Below are 18,681 nucleotides of genomic sequence, written 5' to 3' on the forward strand. Positions count from 1 at the left end.
GCGCCTTGTCACAAAAGCTCTCGCTCAGGCTGAACACGTCAAACATATTGAAATGATGTACTAGTACATCCTGAATCGGGTTGAGGTTACAGCAAAATCAATGAACGTCATGTTAGCCAGCTTGGGTGCCTTGGGCTGCTATTGGGTGGGGGTACTTGGCCAGTGGTTCCGTATTCGGGGTGGCCCTGTACGTAAAGAGTGGGTGCTTGGGGTGACAGCACTGGGTGCTGTTTGTCAAACCCTGGCGTTGTATTGGGTGATTCATACGTCCCGTGGCATCAATCTGGGGGTGTTGACCATTGCCTCATTAACCATGCTGATGGTGACACTCATCGTTCTGTTAAGTAGTGTAAAGAAACCGGCGGATAGTCTGCTGATCCTTATTGTACCGGTAACTATGCTTTCGGTAATGGCGGCCTGGCTGATGCCAATAGAGCATATTGTCTGGCGTCCCCCTTCGGCGATGGTGGCTCATGTCCTTATTTCGGTATTGGCCTATGGTATTTTAATGGTGGTGGCGTTTCAGTCTCTCTTGCTGGCTTATCAGGAGTACCAATTAAGAAACCATCAGCAAAAGCGAATCATCAAGGCATTACCACCACTCCAGACCATGGAGCGGTTAATGTTTGAGTTCCTGGTGGTGGGGGTTATTTTGCTGACGCTGTCCCTGGCCACCGGTTTTCTATTTCTGGAGAACATGTTTGCCCAGCACCTGATTCATAAGACGATGCTGTCTATAGTGGCCTGGTGTATTTTTACCCTGCTATTAATTGGTCACTGGCTGTGGGGGTGGCGGGGCTTAATGGCCATGCGCTGGATTGTTGCCGGTTTCCTGTTGCTGGTTATCTCCTACTTTGGCTGGCGACTGGCTATTGATCTTCTGGTGCGATGAATCTGATAATAGCCCAATATCATTGAATCCTATGGTCAAGAGGCGAGTTTACCTTTGAGCCAAGCTCCTACCAGTGTTCTTTTGGGCACGTTGTTTGTTCTATTATTTTTCTCTGCTTTTTTCTCCAGTTCAGAAACGGGCATGATGGCCATTAACCGCTATCGGCTGCGTCACCTGGCCAGAAAAGGGCATCGTGGGGCAAGGCGTACGGTAAGCCTGTTGGAACGTCCTGACCGTTTAATTGGTGTCATTCTCATTGGCAATAACTTTGTTAATATCCTGGCATCCGCCCTGGCTACGATTATTGCGGTGAGACTTTGGGGGGATAACGGGATCGCCATTGCCACTATAGGGTTAACAGTGGTTGTCCTTATTTTTGGTGAAGTAACGCCTAAAACCATCGCTGCCATATACCCTGAACGGATCGCCTTTCCTTCATCCTGGGTGCTGTATCCGTTATTAAAGCTACTGTACCCGCTGGTAGTGGTTTTAAACGGAGTCTGTGGTTTTCTAATGAGGCCTTTTGGCATAAAGCCGGGTGACGGCAGTAGCGACCAGCTCAGTGCCGAGGAGCTGCGAACCCTGGTTAATGAATCGGGCTTGCGGCTGCCACAAAAAAGAAAAGGGATGCTGTTGGGAATACTGGACCTGGAGAAGGTCAGTGTTGATGATATTCTTATTCCCCGAAACGACATTGTCGGCATTGATATAGAGGATGATATCAAAGAGATACTTGACCAGCTCAGGGATTGTCAGCATACCCGTGTGCCAGTCTATAAGGGCGATATCAATAATCTTATCGGTATGCTCCACATGCGCAAAATAGCCCGGCTGTTAAGCCTTGAGGAAGTTAATAAGGCGACGTTATTACAGGAAACGGTAGAGCCTTACTATACGCCAGAAAGTACGCCTTTGCATACTCAGCTGTTTAATTTCCAGAAAGCCAAGGAACGAACCGCCATTGTTGTTGATGAGTATGGTGATATTTTAGGGTTGGTAACCCTTGAGGATATTCTTGAAGAAATTGTCGGTGATTTTACCACGGATGTCTCGGATACCAGTCACGATATTACTCCCCAGGATGATGGCAGCTATATCATTGATGGCTCTGCGTCCATTAGGGATATAAACAGGATACTTGGCTGGGATTTACCGGTGGAAGATGCCAGAACCGTGAGCGGACTTATTACAGAAGTCATGGAGTTTATCCCGGAGTCCAGCGTTTGTCTCCAGCTGGGACGCTATCGCTTTGAGATTTTACAGGTCAAGGATAACCGGGTGAGAACCGTGAAAGTGTGTCTGGCTCCTTAACCATAGGTCAGCCCTGTATGAAACCGTGCTCCCGGCTTGAGGACTCGGAGAACTGGGGAACATCAAGGGGAATGTCTGTCTCAAGGGTGATGTTTAAAAATTCCACGAGGATAATAGCGGTCAGCCCCCAGATTAGATGATTTTCAAATTGATAGGCGGGCATGGAGTAGTTTTTATGGGCGATCCTGAATTGGTCAACGCGTAAATTTTCGGGTTCCAGAAAGAAGCTTAAAGGCACTTTGAAGATGACATCCAGTTCCTCTGTATTGGGAATCAGGGTTGTATTGTCCGCTACGATCCCAACAAAGGGGGTGACCTCCAGGCCAAACCTGGAGATAACAGATCCGGTTCTTCCTAATATTTTTACCGCCTCTGGAGCAAGATTAATCTCTTCATGGGATTCACGTAAGGCTGTGATTTCAAGGCTTGTATCTTCCCTGTCTCTTTTGCCACCCGGAAAGGCAATCTCCCCTCCATGGGTAGAAAGATGAACAGCCCTGCGAGTGAAAATCAGCTCAGGTCTGGATGTATCTATTATTGGAATTAAAACAGCGGCTTCAGGAAGTTGGGAGTTTATGGTTCTGGGGTGATGATGTAATAAATTTTGTTCTATACGCTCTAACATTACCGATAGCCTTTTTCCACTTCTTATATTTATCTATATTGATGCACCTTTGACTCATTGCCAAGAACTAATGGCGCATCTGTAAGTGCTTGTTCACTACCGCTAAGTCTTTATATTTATAAAGTTGACCTTGAATAGAGAGGAATAGAGTCTCAGACTATTCCCTATTCCCCAGCTATTGAAAGCTAACCAAAGACTAGGAAAGCAAGCCTTTTTGACGGTAATGGTTAATCACCGGCATGGCATACATTTTTAGCAACAAGGGGTGGTGCTCTTTGGGACAGCGATGTAACCGCTGTTTGAATTCCACTCTCTTTGCTGAAAGCACAGAACTCGGTATTAGTGTTTCAATGGCAGGAATGCGGGAAGAGTCATATTCTGATTTCATCAGATCCCAGGCAATGTAGTTAGAAGGATGCAGGGTGTAGTGCGCATGGATATGATTATTAGCTGCCGTGGCTACCTCGGTGGCGCTATGATAGTTGCCGGTCAATGGTGCTCCAAAGGCTATATGAACATGTCCCTTAAAACCCTCTATACCCGCAGCGATACTTAACATATCCTCATTATCCGCCTTATGGTATTGCCCATGCTGCTCGGTGTTATATAGTTCTTTGGCCTTACTGCAGTCGCAGGGGTCATACTCATAGGAAATGGCGACGGGAACAATATTAAGCGTTCGTATGCTGTCGGCAAAAGAAAGGTCTTTGCCTCTTTTACTCATGTTGAGCATTTTAATGATCGCCGTATCGGTCTGGTCATTGCCGTCTTTGGCACGCCCTTCGCTTTGGGCTATCCAGATTGAATGCCCGGTTTCTATGGAGTGGTGTATATAGGCAGATAGTGTCAGGTATGTTTTCAGCTTTTCCTTACGGCCACTGATGGATCGTTTAACAATAAAACTCTTGTTAAGGCGCATCAGGTCACTGACAAAAGGGCGGCTTAGCAAGTTATCACCAATGGCCAGGCGAGGGGTTTCCATGTCATTTTTATAGAGGCCATAATTGACAAAGGCGGGGTCAAGAACAATATCACGATGGTTGGATAGAAAAAGATAAGGCTTTCCTTTTTCCAGATGTTCCAGCCCCGAGTAACTGACCCGGGAGGTGGTTTTGTCAATCACTTTACTGAGAAAGGGCTCAACAATGCTTTGGAATCCGCGAACGTCGTTGATATTTCTGAGCTTCCGGCGGACAATCACACCTGTCAGCCATTCCATAAGAGGCCCGCAGTTTTCTGTGAGTGCAGGGTAGTTGTGTCGGGCCAGTATATTAAGAAAAGAGCTGTCGGCTACCAGCCGGTTTAATGTTGGTCGAACCTCTTCATCGTGGTAAGGCCTTATTTCGTCAAAATGTTCCATCAGGGCGTAATCAATCTTTACTGAATCTAAAAGGATTATATCTATCCGGGGACTCCGTTTCTGTATAGGCAATGTCGCGCTTTGTAACGATCATCGGGGTATACTCGGGAGCCAGGAGAGGGGTATGCTACTACGGTGGTGAAAATAGGTCTAAAAAGTCTTTGTATACGCAAAAAAAATAAGGCAAGTCGAGCTGGCTCACAAATGCTTACGTGGTGGTAATGCTCTTTTACGACGTCTGTTGTGTGCTGCTTCTAGGGGGCATATTATGTTATTAAATACAGTGAAGTATCGGGGCTGGCTGGGTGCAGTATTAATACTATTGGCTACTCCCTTGTGGGCTATATCTCCTCTCGGGCGAGATTATCAAAAACTATCCACCGTAAACTCTAGTGATAATTTGGCGATTGCTATCGAGTTGTTACAGGGGCATGGGGATCCATCCCTTTCAGGTAAAGCCGCAGATTTGCTTTTGCCCTTGGTAGAAAAGGGGAGTGTTCAGGCGACGCTTTGGCTTGGCAGGGCTTATCGGGATGGCCTGGGAGGGGTAGAAAAAAACACAGAAAAAGCTTTCGGTTATTTTATGCAAGCTGCAGGGCGAAGTGGTAAAAATGCTGAAGCCCAATATGAACTGGGGCGGGCTTATTATCTGGGGGAAGGCACTGACCGGAATTTAATCTCGGCATATATATGGACAACGCTTAGTCTGCAGCAGCCTTCCTCTGTCACTGAGCAGGCAGCGAAGCAAAAGGAGGCGCTGGCAGAGTTGCTGAATAGTGAGCAAATAAAGACAGCAAAGGCGCTGGTGGATCAAATGATAGGCATTTATCTGGTGCAATAACGAAAATATGAGTCCCCTGCCTTTTAGCTGAGCTATCCTTAGACTTCATATGGGTATTCAAATTTTTTAGGGCTAGAAAATAAATGAATATAGAAAGTGCTAAAGGCTATATGACTCGGTGTCACTATGGTCATTTAATCCGGCTATTCTTGTTGTGTGGTTGTTAAAATGCCGCTTTTTGGCACGTAAGTTTATATCAATAAAAACCTGACTGCAGAATACAAAATTACTTGATTCGCTTATTGACTTGCTTGGAGATATCAGGTGCTTGGTACAATACGCTGGAAGATAATCCTATATTCCGTGGTGCCGGTAACCTTACTCTATAATCTTATTTTTTGTATTTATTTTTATATGACCTATGAGGATATCACCGGGGAGGTTGAGGCACGTATTCAGCATGATGTCATGAGTTTCTCAAGAGCCATTGATTCAGAAATCAGTAATATTATGCAGCTTGCGGGTATTATTGCCCAGCAATACCAGGAAATGAGTTCACCCTATGAAAAACCGGTTCTGGATGCCATTGCCGGTGCAAAGCTTCTTCGTAATCCTTTAATCTCCAGTGTGGTGCTCTATGAATTGCAGCCTGACTCACAGGAATTAAAGGGGCAAGGTTATTTTCTGCGTCAGGGTAAGAGGTTGCAATGGAGTGGGTTGCTTGAAGAGACAAACCCCATTAGCAAAATGATAAGGCAGCCCGTTAAAAACCTGCCAGGTATTAGTTCCTGGACGCCGTTGTATAAAGATAGCCTCACTGGCTATAAAGTAACCAGCTGTTTACTGGCTATTATGGTGAGTGGTCAGCTGTGGGGCTACCTGTCTTTTGATATTAATATCCAGCAGCTTGTGGAAAAGGTGCTGGATAGGCACCCGGTGGGGGACTATGCAATATCAGATATTGGGGCTTTAAACCTGGTGGATCGGCAGGGGCGCTATCTCTATACCACGGATAAAAAAGCGGTTCAGTTTGGTTATAGAAACCTTTCCGAGACAAGTCATGCCTATCGTATTCAGGGGTTGGGTGGCGACATTGGCAGGCTGATTGATAAGGGCGAATCTGTACGTTATGTCATGTTTACCGAGTCAGGGTTTAAGAGGGAGTATTGGTTTTTTGGCTCTCCCGTCAAGGCCACTGACTGGTGGCTTTTTGCTTATATCAGTCGTGACCAGGCATTGAGCTCAGGTTATTCATCCATCCTCTCCAATGCAATTATTCTTGCGATATCCTTACTTTTAATCACTGCCTGTAGCTGGTTTGCCTCATTGAAAATTACGCAGCCTGTCCTTGCATTAAAGAGAGCTATGGATGTTTTCACCTATAAAAATAAAGTGCCTGAAATTTCAGTGAATAGCAGTGATGAAATTGGCAGCCTGGCGGATAGTTTTCAACAATTACTGGAAAAGCTTAATGATAGAGATCAGGCATTGCATGCAGCACGAACCAATAACATTGGTCATCTGGTCCAAAAGCTGGGTGGAACCTATTTCTACTTCAACCTGGACCGTGATGGCTGTATTACCCATGTGAGCTTATCCATAGAGGCTATTTTAGGCTATACGGTGGCGGAATTTTGCCGACCGTTCTCCCGCTTTATCTCAGGCTCTCAGAATTTGGATCGCTATAACAAACAGATCCATAGTGTGTTATCGGGAGAATGGTCTGAGCCGTTTGAGCTGGATTTGTGTCATAAAGATGGTTCCAGTCGTCGGGTAGAAATTTTCTGGAGTCATATGGGGGGGACTAATGGTAACTATTCTACCATAGAAGGGTTGGCCAATGATGTGACTGAGCGGGTAAGTGATACAGAAAAGTTTAAAGGCCTGCTTGATTCCGGGCCTGATGCAACAATTATAGCAACAACGGAAGGGATTATTAGTCTGGTAAATAGCAGAGCGGAAGAACTTTTTGGCTACGGTCGTGAGGAGCTGGTTAATATGCCCTTGCGACTATTGGCTCCGGTGGATATCCGGGAGCTTCACCCATTATTAGGGGATCTGGCAACCGCATCCTGGGCTGAACTTTGTTTAGCGGAGTATGAGTCAAGGGGAATTGATGCCAACGGCAGGGTTTTTCCACTGGAAATCACCAGTAACCCCCTGGAAACCAATGAAGGCCTGTTAATATCAATTGTTGCAAGAGATATTACCAGTCGAAAGAAAATTGAACAGGAGCTTCGTTCTGCCAAAGAGCAGGCAGAAAAAGCCAGTATGGCGAAGGGGATGTTTCTTTCCAATATGAGCCATGAATTAAGAACACCGCTGAATGGCGTGCTGGGATATACCCAGGTGTTGTTAAGGGACGGGGAAATGCCTGTCAAGCATCACAAATGGTTAAAGGCTATAGAATCCAGTGGTTACCATCTGTTATCTGTTATCAATGATATTCTGGATTTGACCAAGATTGAGTTGGGTGAGGTGGAACTTCATATGCACCCCTGCAACTTGAAACAGATGTTGCGGGATGTTCAGGCGATGCTTGTGGAAAGGGCAGACAGCAAAGGGCTTGAGCTGGAGGTGAACTATTTGCTGGATTTGCCGGAAGTGATCATTGTGGATGAGATAAAGGTTCGCCAAGTGTTGCTTAATTTATTAAGTAATGCCGTGAAATACACCTTAAATGGTTGGGTAAGACTCTCAGTGAGCAATAAAGGGAAACATCTGTTGTTTTTAATAGAAGACAGTGGTGTTGGGATTGCAGAGGAAGATCTTGAGCGTATTTTTGAACCTTTCAGGCAATTGAAACCGGGGCTTGAAGGGGGAGGGACAGGCTTGGGGCTGTCAATAAGCCGCTGGCTGGTGGCTTGCATGGGCGGGTGCCTGACAGTTACAAGTCAGGTAGGTAAGGGAACAACCTTTTCATTCGATTTACCCTTGAAAACCGTTAAGGCAGATACTAACGTCATAAAAAATCGGCGATTGTCCGGATATCAGCATCTTGAAATTCAGGATTCGGAAGAAGCACCCTTGATATTAGTGGTTGATGATATTGAAAGTAACCGGGATATGATGGCGGGTCTGCTATCGGGTGCAGGGTTCAGGGTTGAAATGGCTTGTAATGGATTGGAGGCAGTAACTGCCGTGAGCTCCGGTTATTATGACCTGGTTCTGATGGATATCAAAATGCCGGTACTTAATGGTGTGGAAGCGATAAAAAAAATACGTGGAATGGAATCAGGGCAAGATTTGCCTGTTATTGCTGTGACAGCAAGTGTCAGTGAGGAAACGAAAAAGAAGCTGTTGGCTCAGGGCTTTAATGGCTATGTGGGTAAGCCTTTTGATGCCAATCATCTGTTTGAGTTAATTGAACAGCATTTGGATATTACCTTTGCAGAGCGTAGTAGTAGTGATAGTGCTTATGTTGACGAATGCGAGTGCTCTGCTCTTATTGATGGGCTTAAAGGTAACCAAAAAGCAGCACTGGCTGCTATTTTGTCAGAGGCTTTGGAGTTAGGGGATCTTGAATTATTGGAGAACAAGCTGGCGATGGTTAGTTCAGGACCCCGGTCAGCACCATTAATCAAGTTGATTATGAATCTGTGCCTGGATATGAATCTGGAAAAGCTCGAGGAGATGACTCGCAAACTGTCCTGATCACCCGATGCCAATTTCTGTCATTTTCCTTATGGGAAATAGTGCTGGGAGGGAGGCGCTTATCTTGTATGTACTCGCTGCTCTACATGCAGCACTTTTTGTATTTTCGGCCACTTCCGCAGGGACAAGGGTCGTTACGCTCCGGCTTTCTTTCTTTCATGGCAGGGGCTCGGGTAAGGGCAGGGTGAATATAATACCACTGACCATTTTCCCTGATAAATTCTGAAGTCTCGTGCATCACTTGCTCATGGCTGGCAGGCAGGTCTTTATACCATGCCTTAAACTCAACGATACCGGTATGATCTTCGGGTTGGCCTGCTTCAGTGCCAAGTACCTCTAGCCTTAACCAGTTTGTGGAATCCTGTTGCAGGTGATTTCTATCTTGCTCCAGTTGTGGTTGTTGACAACGCCAGGTGGTCTTGATGATGTAATCAATGTTTTTTAATGCATAGGCACTGTATCTGGAGCGCATTAAGGTTTCAGCGGTTGGGGCAGGGCTGCCTGAATGGTAAAGCCCGCAACAGGCAGAATAGGCTTTGTTTGATCCACAGGGACAAGAGGTTATATGTGCTTCAGTCATTGGATTACTTGATGCTAGGGGCAGAACCCGCAGGATATTGCAGTGTGATATAACGCTGTATTACAGCTAGCAAAACACCGTAGAGAGGCAAGGCAAAAACGATACCGATGAGATTCTTAAAAAGATAATCCAGGGTGCCTATCTCAACCCAGTGGCTTGCCATAAAGGGGTCACTGCTTTTAAAAAATGCAACCCAATAAAATACCAGGGTGTCCAGTCCGTTACCAACAATAGAAGAAGCAGCTGGAGCTAACCACCATTGCCTTTTTTTGCGCAAGTGGTTAAACACGGTAACATCCAGAAACTGGCCTGCCACATAGGCAGAAAAACTGGCAAAGGCAATTCTGGCCACTTCCAGGCTAAAGGTAGTTATTGACTGGATTCCCTGAAACTGCCCAGTTTGGAACATAACTGACACAGTGTATGAAGCAACCAGTGCCGGAAACATAACCCGGGCAATAATGCGTCTGGCCAGTGATGAACCGTAAATTCTCACGGTCAGGTCGGTAGCCATATAAACAAGTGGAAAGCTGAAGGTCCCCCAGGTGTTATGATATCCGGCAATGTCAACAGGAATCTGTACAAGGTAGTTGCTGAGGGTTATGACTGCAATGTGAAAGCTGACAAGAACCCAAAGGGTTTGGGGAGGCGCTGTGTTTAATGCGGCCGACCATGTGCTGTTTAGAGAGGCTGGAAAAGGCATGTTTCTTCCTGTTTATGGAGCAAACGTCAACAGCCCCTGGGGGGAAGGATGCTAATAGATTCTTATTTATTGGGCAATAGCCCCTAACTGCCTGATAAGTATAAACTAGTGCTTTTTCCTGGGAGTGGTTTGGTTAAAATCCCAGTTTTTTCCGGACGTTGATATATGTTGTATTTTGGCAAAGGGTTAACCCTGTTGTTCTGGCTGGCTGCTATTTATAATACGCTGGTTCCCCAGACCAGTCCGCTTGGTAATCTGCTTAACTGGGTTGCACCGGCTGTATTAGTTATCCATAGTATCGAAATGGTGTTTTTTTCATGGCGTTTTGCGGCTGTGGGAAGAAGGCTTCCCATGCTGGATCGTGTGCAAATTGTACTGTTTGGAGGGTTTTACTTAATGCGGTTATTCAAGAAAGAACAGGCAGTTAAACAGATCAGTATGGGTGATAGTAACAGTGCCTCTTGATGATGCCCAAAAACAGGCCATACAAAAGGCCTATAGCGCGTTTCTGGGTAATAAGTCCCTTAGGGCGCGTCCTGGCCAGAAGCAGATGATTGCTGAAATTGCACGGACCTTGGGTGCCATTCAGGAGGATGGTGAAGGGCGGCGGGTTTCAGATCCAGCGGTCATTGCCATTGAAGCAGGTACGGGAACAGGGAAAACCGTCGGTTATTTGATTCCCAGTGTGGTGATGGCGCAATCCACGGAAAAAACACTGGTTATATCCACGGCGACGGTGACCTTGCAGGAGCAGGTTATCAGTAAGGATTTACCGGATATCCTGAAAAATACCGGACTTAAATTTTCCTATGTCCTGACTAAAGGGCGGGGACGTTATGCCTGTCTCACTAAACTGGATCGGCTTTTACAGGAGGAGAAGGCCAATGCTTCTCTGGTAGAGTTGTTTGCCGAAGAGGGGTTTAGCATTGGCCAGGACAGCTCTGCCAGGGCCCTGTATCAGGACATGCTGGAAAAGTTTGCTGCATCCCGGTGGTCGGGGGATCGTGACAGCTGGCCTGATGCACTGGAAGATCAGCAGTGGCGCTTAATTACTACCGACCATGCCCAGTGCAGTGGTCGGCGTTGTGGTTATTTTAACCAGTGTCCCTTTTATAAGGCCCGGGCCGACCTTGAACAGGCCGATGTAGTGGTGACCAACCATGATTTGGTTATGGCTGACCTGGTATTGGGAGGTGGTGCTATTTTACCACCACCGAAAGACGCTATTTATATTTTTGATGAAGGTCATCATTTACCGGATAAAGCCATTAATCATTTTGCCTGTCATTCCCGGTTGAAAGGTACAGCCAATTGGTTGGAAAAGGCAGCAAAGCATTTGCAAAAGGTGCTTTCCCAGCAGGCACTGCCCGGGGAGCTGGGTGAGCGGCTTGAAAAAGTTCAGCCAGAGTTTGACGCCCTGATCAATGCTATAGGTTTTACCCGGGAGCTGCTGCATTCCGGGGCGCAGTTCGAGCCTCGTATACAGGGTGACAGCCAGGTGGCTGTTTATCGTTTTCCTGGTGGCGTGGTCTCTGATCCGGTTAAGGCGCAAGCCCAGGTGCTGAAAGTGGGCTTTAGCAAAGCGGCAACCTTGCTGGAAAAAGTCTGTAAAGACCTTAATGATGCCATGGATGGTGAGATTCAGGGAATCGACCGGTGGCAGGCTGAGCAGTTGTACCCTGAAGTGGGTGCCATGCTGGTACGTTTGCAGAATCAATGCCAGCTCTGGCAAACCTATACCGTCACCGACTCTGAAGATGAACCCCCTGTGGCTCGCTGGCTCAAGTGGACAGAAGGGCCATTTGGTGAGGAACTGGAAGTCTTTAGCAGTCCCATCCTTTCTGCCAGCACCCTGAGTACCAGCTTGTGGTATCAGTGCTATGGTGCAGTGGTGACATCGGCCACCCTGGCATCACTAGGGAACTTTAACCGGTTTCGAATGCGCTCAGGGATTCCGGCAGAATCCCGTTGTGTTGTGGTTCCCAGTCCCTTTATTCACCGAGACGCTGCCTCTCTGGTGGTGCCGGCGATGGACGCTGATCCCCGCCAGGCCGATGAGCATACTGATGCCCTTATTGAGTTGATTCCTGAATTGTTACAGCAGCAACAGGGGACGTTAACGCTGTTTTCATCCCGGCGGCAAATGCAGGATGTGTATGCCGGATTACCCACATCCATACAGGAAAATATTCTGGTTCAGGATGATTATTCCCGTCAGGAACTGTTGAAGCGGCACAGGGAGGCCATTGATGAGGGTAAGTCCAGCGCTCTATTTGGCCTTGCCAGTCTGGCAGAAGGCATTGATCTGCCGGGTAATTACTGTGAGCATGTGATTATTGCCCGAATTCCCTTTGCGGTACCTGATGATCCGGTGGAGGCAGCCCTGGCTGAGTGGTTGGAAAAGCAGGGACGGAACCCTTTTATGGAAATGACTGTTCCCGATGCAGCCACCCGGCTGATACAAGCCTGTGGTCGTTTATTAAGGACAGAAAAGGATACCGGGCAAATCACCCTGCTGGATCGCAGGGTGGTGACACAGCGGTATGGGCAGATGATTCTGGACTCCTTGCCGCCGTTTGCCCGGCGGATTGAGCATTATTTGGGAGTTTAATTCTGCCGGACTGATTTATAGACTGTTAACGCTTGTTTTATACCACACTGTTTGCTTATGTCCAGTGTGGTATGAAAAAGTTGTTTTATTGAAATCAAGAATAGTTTATTGCTATTTCTTTCCTAAGAAATTAGTCAGAGCTTCATGAATATTGCCCAGTAAATTCTCAGAAGTATCTGCAAAATTCGCTACAGCGGGGTTATCGCTCTGCCTTAGAGCACTAAAAAAATCTCCTACTGTTTCTAATCCTGACTGTATCTGAAGTTGTGGAGATGCTTTATTTTTTCCTCTTACTTCATCAGGTATATCTTTCGTAACAATATCATCATGGGACGCTGTCATTAAAGGCGGTTTTGAATTGGCAATACCCAAAAAGTACCCTTGATTATAGGGTTTTGTATCTTGTTTGCCTCGGGTATTAACAACAGTTCCAAACATATAACGCCCATTATCCTTGCTTCCGGTTCCTGCTCCGTGTTTAAACATATTTTTTTTCATGAGCTGTAAACAAACAAAGTTGGTTAATGGGTGAAAATTAGTGTTGCTGTAGCGATAATTGGGAGTAACAAAGTGAGACCAGCAAGGAATAAAATTTCCCAATTCATCACAATAAGGGTTTATCTGCACATTTTGTTCTGTAAGGTAAAATTGACTGGTTAAAGGTATTGGGTCGGCATCTATTTGGCCCAGCTTAATGCAAGGTTTGACCTTATAAGCCCCTGCTATTGTTGTATCAAAACCACTGCCTGTGGCCGCAGAAGCTGTATCAACTGGCAGCCCTGATACGGGGTCAATCAGGGATAATATTTCAGCATCCCATGTTAACCAGAAGGGAGAACTTTGAAGTTCTGATAGGGAGTTAACACCAAAAACGTGTTCCCAAAGCTCTTCTCTCTTGGTTTCATTGGGATCTGTCCAGGTATTCCAGTAAAAAAAATGGAGGTCCCTAGGAGTTGTGTCAGTTGTTTTTGGCAAGTGCTTGTCAATTTTTAGAGCATCTTCCTCAGCAGAAAGCCAAATGAATTTATTGTGTTTTAACTTTGTATCAGCAGTTTCTAGTACGCAAACACAGTTATTTTCTGATTTTTTTACAACCCCGAAAATATATGGAGAAGCTTCAAATGCTAATCTGCCTTTTTTTGGGGAAGGAGGCTCCTCAAGGGCACTGGATCCCGCTTGAGCTGGATCAGTAGTATCTTGCTTGGTAGACATGATGCAGAAAGGTGAAGTGGTACTATCAAGTAGCTGATACTGGTGGGGAGGGTTCTCCCAGGACTTCCAGATGGCAGAAGGTGGCGCTGCGTTGGTAAAAAAAGAGAGTAATGCAGCATTAGCAGCTAAGTAGTAAAGAGCAAACTTATTTTTCATAGTGTGATAGTTATTCGAATTGAAGAGTAGGAGTAGTATTTATAGTAAATTTTTGGAAATGAATGTATGGTTGTTTGCAATTAGAGAACTGGTTTTATAGAAGATTATAATTAGTTATTATATTACATGCTCGCTCTTACTGATTGTTAAGATATTTATTAAATGGTGCCTAATTGGAAAGCCGGAGTTTGATAAATCGGTGGGTGATACATTTTAGAAATAGCCTGTATGGGTAAGCAAGATATAGCTATCTGATTTTCCAGCTAACTAGCTGAATTGAGTTTAAATTGAAATTTGCGCCCTTGGGTGTAATAAAATCTCACTTAGGGCGCGATGTGAATAAGTCTATTGCTCTCCGAAGGTTATTTAATTTGTTCATCTTCATCTTCATCTTCATCTTCATCTATCTCATCATGGTTGAGTTGAGATAAAGACAAAGCGCTCTTTTTTTCTTCCTTTGGCTTAGCGTCCTCTTCTTTCTTTTCCGTATCATCCTGGGTATTTAATGGATCGATAGTGGGGATCTCATGGCCTTCTTCATTCTGTGAAAGCGTATTGTTTTCATCAGCATGAACAGCAATGGCGACAAAGGTCAGGGGAATGGCAACGGCCAGGGCCAGTAGGGTACGCATAGTATGAAATAACATAAAAACCTCTCAATGTTATTTTTACGGTTATTTGTATGTTTTCCAGTCTGACCTTTTGACCGGAATAGTCTTGATAGGTTCCCGGTTCCCTTATTCCATTGCTGCATTTCAGTCAATAAATCCGGAAAAGACAGCGGCTAGCAACGATTCCAAGCCTCTTCTACATAAGGTAGAATGGCTCGTTTGGTTAAATCTGTGAGTAATTTGGGCGATGCTTGAAGTTAATCCCATCAAGGAACGTATCAAAGACCTGAGCGCACGAACTGACGTGCTTAGGGGGTATCTTTGACTACGCTCACAAAAGTGAGCGTCTGCAGGAAGTAGAGCGGGAGCTGGAAGACCCGGAAGTCTGGAATAATCCGGACAATGCCCAGGCCCTTGGCCGGGAGCGGGCGCAGCTGGAATCAGTGGTGCAAACCATTGATGAGTTGACCCAGGGGCTGCAGGATGCCGATGAATTGCTGGATATGTCTGTGGAAGAGGCAGATGAAGACGGCATTCAGGGTGTGGTGGATGAGTTGGATCTATTGGCTGAGAAACTGGAGCTGCTGGAGTTCCGGCGGATGTTCTCTGGTGAAATGGATGCCAATAATGCCTATCTGGACATTCAGGCGGGTTCCGGCGGTACTGAAGCCCAGGACTGGGCCAATATGATGTTGCGGATGTACCTCCGTTGGGGTGAAGCCCGGGGATTTAAAACGGAGCTTATTGAAGTGTCCGACGGTGAAGTTGCCGGGATTAAGTCCGCTACCGTTCAGTTCACGGGTGAGTATGCCTTTGGCTGGTTAAGAACAGAGACCGGTGTGCACCGTCTGGTAAGAAAGTCTCCCTTTGACTCCGGTAATCGTCGTCATACCTCCTTTGCCTCTGTCTTTGTATCTCCCGAGATTGATGACAATATTGAGGTTGAGATTAACCCGGCGGATCTGCGGGTGGATACTTATCGCTCCAGTGGTGCCGGTGGGCAGCACGTTAACACCACAGATTCCGCCATCCGGATTACCCATGCCCCCTCCGGTATCGTGGTACAGTGCCAGAACCAGCGCTCCCAGCATCAGAACAGGGATAAGGCCATGCAGCAGCTGAAAGCCAAGCTGTATGAGCTGGAGATGCAAAAAAGGACCGCTGAAGCCCAGGCCCTTGAAGACAGTAAGTCTGATATTGGCTGGGGAAGCCAGATTCGTTCCTATGTGCTGGATGACTCCAGAATCAAAGACCTTCGCACAGGTGTTGAAGTTCGCAATACCCAGGCTGTGCTGGATGGTGGTCTGGATAAGTTTATCGAAGCAAGTTTGAAGAAAGGGTTGTAATCCTGGCGAATACCTTCTTCTGGCAATGTCTTTGTCCAGTGCCCGTTTTTTCGAAGCCTGGGTGAAGGCAGTCAGCGATGGTCATTTACAGAAATAGAGTGATTTATGTCTGATCAAGAACAGAATATCGAAGCGCAGGAAGAGAACAGGCTGGTTGCCCTGCGTCGGGAAAAATTGGCAGCTATCCGCTCCCGGCGTGTGGCTTTTCCCAACAAATTCCGCAGGGACTCCCTGGCGGGCGATCTGCAGGAGCAGTATAAAGAGGCCTCCAAAGACGGGTTAAGCGAAGCGGGCATTCGGGTCAGTGTTGCGGGCCGCATTATGCTTAACCGTGGTGCCTTTATGGAACTGCAGGATATGTCCGGCCGTATCCAGCTTTATGTTAACCGTAAAGCCCTCGATAAAGAGACCCTGGCGGAAATCAAAACCTGGGATTTGGGCGACATTATCGGTGTAGAGGGTACCCTGCAGCGTTCCGGCAAAGGGGATCTTTATGTGGATATGGCGCAGGTTCAGCTGCTCACCAAATCCCTGCGCCCGCTGCCTGAAAAGCATAAAGGGTTGACCGATACGGAAATGCGTTATCGCCAGCGTTATGTGGACCTGATTACCAGTGAGCAGTCCCGGGATGTTTTCCGTACCCGCTCCAGAATCATTGATGGCATCCGTGAATACTTCCGCAAGCAGGACTATATGGAAGTTGAAACCCCCATGCTTCAGGTAATTCCTGGTGGTGCCACTGCCCGTCCTTTTATTACCCATCATAATGCCCTTGATATTGATATGTACCTGCGGATTGCTCCGGAGCTGTACCTGAAGCGAGTGGTTGTGGGTGGTTTTGAGCGGGTTTACGAAATTAACCGTAACTTCCGCAATGAAGGTCTGTCTACCCGTCATAATCCTGAGTTCACTATGCTTGAGTTCTATCAGGCCTATGCGGATTACAATGATATGATGGACCACACGGAAGCCATGCTGAAGGGGCTGGCTGAAGATGTGATGGGTAAAACAGCCTTTGAATACCAGGGAAAAACCATTGACTTCGGCAAGCCGTTTGCTCGTATGTCCGTGTTTGATTCTATCCTGCATTTCAACCCTGAGCTGAAGGCAGAAGATATTGATAATATGGATGCTGCCTGTAAAGTGGCTGAAAACCTGGATATTGAAGTCAAGGCTATTTGGGGACTGGGTAAGGTTCAAATTGAGATCTTTGAGAAGACCGTTGAACACCGTTTGCTGGACCCAACCTTTATTACCGATTACCCAACCGAGGTCTCTCCCCTGTCCCGTCGTAATGATGAAAATCCGTTTGTCACCGAGCGCTTTGAGTTCTTTGTTGCAGGCCGGGAGATTGCCAACGGTTTCTCAGAGTTAAATGATGCGGAAGATCAGGCTGAGCGTTTCCGTCAGCAGGTAGCAGAAAAAGATGCCGGTGATGACGAAGCCATGCACTACGATGCGGATTATATCAACGCCCTGGAGTATGGTCTGCCACCTACTGCCGGAGAGGGGATTGGTATTGACCGTCTGGTAATGCTGTTTACCGACTCTCCATCCATCAGGGATGTGCTGTTGTTCCCTCATATGCGTCCGCAATAGATTCTCATCGGGCTTTTCCTTTGCACCTCATTCCCAGCATCTCGCTGGGAATCCGAGCGCCAGCTCCGTTTTATCCTGTTAACTCCCCTCTTTAAATCATAGCCATCCATAAATAATCCCTATTTGTGACTGGCAGACCTGTAAACTCCTGCTAATTTTTAGTTTGGCATTTTGGACAGCCGTTTGTTGATAGCTTTTGCCAGTGACAAAAGCACTTGCTGGTGATTGTGTGAAGCAGGGTTGACAAGTACCGGGTTGCTATAGACAAGGAGTAGCGGTGAATCTTTTGCTAAAAAGTACTCGTTGATAACTGCCTGACGGCTGACTATCCCGGAAACGGGCTATGCCACTTTGATTATAAAACTGTATTTCCATGATCTATAACATTCAGGCAAAAGGCATTCCACTATGGACGCAACAAAAAGTGCTCAAATTAAAGCATCAGACTTGAAGTACCAGGGTCGAAAGGCCAGTCGGGCCAATAGTGAGCAACGTCGGCGTTGTATACTGGAAGCGGCATTGAGAATCGTGGTCAGGGAGGGGGTCAGGGGTGTTCGACACCGGGCGGTGGCAAAGGAGGCTGAAGTGCCTCTTTCTGCAACCACTTACTACTTTAAAGATATCTCGGATCTTATTACTGATGCTTTCACTTTATTTGTTGAAATGGGCGCAGAAAAATTTAATGCCTTTTGGGAGGAGTCGGATTCCAGGCTTCAGGAAGCGCTGGGTTCTCTGGATGGTTCTGTCCAGTCGAAACAGCTTTTTGCGGAAAATATGACAGAACTGGCCTTTAGCTATGTTCAGTTCCAACTCAGGGAACACCGGGATTATCTGATTGTGGAGCGCTCTTTTCAGCTGGAGTGTCTTCGTAATGAAAATTTGAAGCCAGTGGCTTTTCGTCATCAGCGATACCTTCTGGATAGTCTGGAACATTTTTTTGGTCGCCTTGGTTCCAATGAGGCACAAGTGGATGCCCGGCTATTCATTGCAGTGATCATGCAGGCAGAGTATGAGGCCCTGGTGATTGGAGAAGATCACTGTGCCGCCATGATTAAGGCCATGTTAAGCCGACAAATCAAGGTGATGTTAAAAGTGAGCTAAAACTGGCCAGGTTGGAAAACCGTCATTTGACAGTTCTGTGCAGGGTACGCTTTAGAAACCGGTTTGTTGACCAGACAGATATAAAGTTCCGGGTTTTTAAGCGGGTTGTGGTTTGGGGACTTTTGATGTGCTGGCTGAA

At 46.5% G+C, this 18,681-nt stretch carries 15 protein-coding genes; 9 read left to right on the plus strand and 6 right to left on the minus strand.

Annotated features, from left to right (window positions below):
* Window positions 1–100: 100 nt before the first annotated feature.
* Window positions 101–892, plus strand: coding sequence for a cytochrome c biogenesis protein CcsA (ccsA, locus tag MJ595_RS14855; RefSeq protein ID WP_263078749.1), 792 nt, complete (start codon window positions 101–103; stop codon window positions 890–892).
* 54 nt (window positions 893–946) lie between these two features.
* Complete coding sequence (locus MJ595_RS14860; RefSeq protein WP_263078750.1) at window positions 947–2,203, plus strand: HlyC/CorC family transporter; 1,257 nt, start codon at window positions 947–949, stop codon at window positions 2,201–2,203.
* Between the two features lie 7 nt (window positions 2,204–2,210).
* On the opposite strand, the gene MJ595_RS14865 is transcribed toward MJ595_RS14860, so the two are convergent.
* Together MJ595_RS14865 and MJ595_RS14870 are read right to left on the minus strand one after the other, a co-directional pair.
* Window positions 2,211–2,828 (minus strand): CoA pyrophosphatase, encoded by a 618-nt coding sequence (locus tag MJ595_RS14865; RefSeq protein ID WP_263078751.1) that lies wholly within the window; start codon window positions 2,826–2,828, stop codon window positions 2,211–2,213.
* Between the two features lie 196 nt (window positions 2,829–3,024).
* Entirely contained in the window at window positions 3,025–4,188 is a 1,164-nt protein-coding gene (locus MJ595_RS14870) for a 1-acyl-sn-glycerol-3-phosphate acyltransferase (protein ID WP_263078752.1), read from the minus strand.
* Between the two features lie 268 nt (window positions 4,189–4,456).
* On the opposite strand from MJ595_RS14870, the gene MJ595_RS14875 reads away from it, so the two are divergent.
* Window positions 4,457–5,029, plus strand: coding sequence for a hypothetical protein (locus MJ595_RS14875; protein WP_263078753.1), 573 nt, complete (start codon window positions 4,457–4,459; stop codon window positions 5,027–5,029).
* 264 nt (window positions 5,030–5,293) lie between these two features.
* Window positions 5,294–8,623 carry a PAS domain S-box protein gene (locus MJ595_RS14880; protein ID WP_263078754.1) on the plus strand — a complete coding sequence of 1,110 codons (3,330 nt, stop codon included), beginning with the start codon at window positions 5,294–5,296 and terminating at the stop codon, window positions 8,621–8,623.
* 82 nt (window positions 8,624–8,705) lie between these two features.
* Here MJ595_RS14880 and MJ595_RS14885 read toward each other — a convergent pair whose 3' ends face one another.
* Window positions 8,706–9,203 (minus strand): YchJ family protein, encoded by a 498-nt coding sequence (locus MJ595_RS14885; protein WP_263078755.1) that lies wholly within the window; start codon window positions 9,201–9,203, stop codon window positions 8,706–8,708.
* Between the two features lie 4 nt (window positions 9,204–9,207).
* Window positions 9,208–9,906 (minus strand): 7-cyano-7-deazaguanine/7-aminomethyl-7-deazaguanine transporter, encoded by a 699-nt coding sequence (locus MJ595_RS14890; RefSeq protein ID WP_263078756.1) that lies wholly within the window; start codon window positions 9,904–9,906, stop codon window positions 9,208–9,210.
* A 165-nt stretch (window positions 9,907–10,071) separates the two neighbouring features.
* Here MJ595_RS14890 and MJ595_RS14895 point away from each other — a divergent pair, with 165 nt between their 5' ends.
* Together MJ595_RS14895 and dinG are read left to right on the plus strand one after the other, a co-directional pair.
* Window positions 10,072–10,371 (plus strand): DUF1145 domain-containing protein, encoded by a 300-nt coding sequence (locus MJ595_RS14895; RefSeq protein WP_263078757.1) that lies wholly within the window; start codon window positions 10,072–10,074, stop codon window positions 10,369–10,371.
* Window positions 10,349–12,517: an ATP-dependent DNA helicase DinG gene (gene dinG / locus MJ595_RS14900; protein WP_263078758.1), complete on the plus strand. Its 2,169-nt coding sequence runs from the start codon at window positions 10,349–10,351 to the stop codon at window positions 12,515–12,517. The genes MJ595_RS14895 and dinG overlap by 23 nt, the downstream gene beginning before the upstream one ends.
* A gap of 111 nt (window positions 12,518–12,628) precedes the next feature.
* On the opposite strand, the gene MJ595_RS14905 is transcribed toward dinG, so the two are convergent.
* Together MJ595_RS14905 and MJ595_RS14910 are read right to left on the minus strand one after the other, a co-directional pair.
* Entirely contained in the window at window positions 12,629–13,885 is a 1,257-nt protein-coding gene (locus MJ595_RS14905) for a hypothetical protein (protein WP_263078759.1), read from the minus strand.
* A gap of 362 nt (window positions 13,886–14,247) precedes the next feature.
* Window positions 14,248–14,532 (minus strand): hypothetical protein, encoded by a 285-nt coding sequence (locus tag MJ595_RS14910; RefSeq protein WP_263078760.1) that lies wholly within the window; start codon window positions 14,530–14,532, stop codon window positions 14,248–14,250.
* Window positions 14,533–14,743: 211 nt separating this feature from the next.
* Here MJ595_RS14910 and prfB point away from each other — a divergent pair.
* The 3 genes from prfB (at window position 14,744) to MJ595_RS14925 (ending at window position 18,542) form a co-directional block, all read left to right on the plus strand.
* A protein-coding gene (prfB, locus tag MJ595_RS14915) for a peptide chain release factor 2 (protein ID WP_263078761.1) occupies window positions 14,744–15,842 on the plus strand; the annotation gives its coding sequence in 2 pieces (ribosomal slippage) (window positions 14,744–14,818 and window positions 14,820–15,842; 1,098 coding nt in all).
* A gap of 105 nt (window positions 15,843–15,947) precedes the next feature.
* Window positions 15,948–17,441: a lysine--tRNA ligase gene (gene lysS / locus MJ595_RS14920; protein WP_263078762.1), complete on the plus strand. Its 1,494-nt coding sequence runs from the start codon at window positions 15,948–15,950 to the stop codon at window positions 17,439–17,441.
* 408 nt (window positions 17,442–17,849) lie between these two features.
* Complete coding sequence (locus tag MJ595_RS14925; protein WP_263078763.1) at window positions 17,850–18,542, plus strand: TetR family transcriptional regulator; 693 nt, start codon at window positions 17,850–17,852, stop codon at window positions 18,540–18,542.
* Window positions 18,543–18,681 lie beyond the last annotated feature (139 nt).

The organism is Endozoicomonas sp. Mp262 (genome assembly GCF_025643335.1).
Classification (GTDB): Bacteria; Pseudomonadota; Gammaproteobacteria; order Pseudomonadales; family Endozoicomonadaceae; genus Endonucleibacter.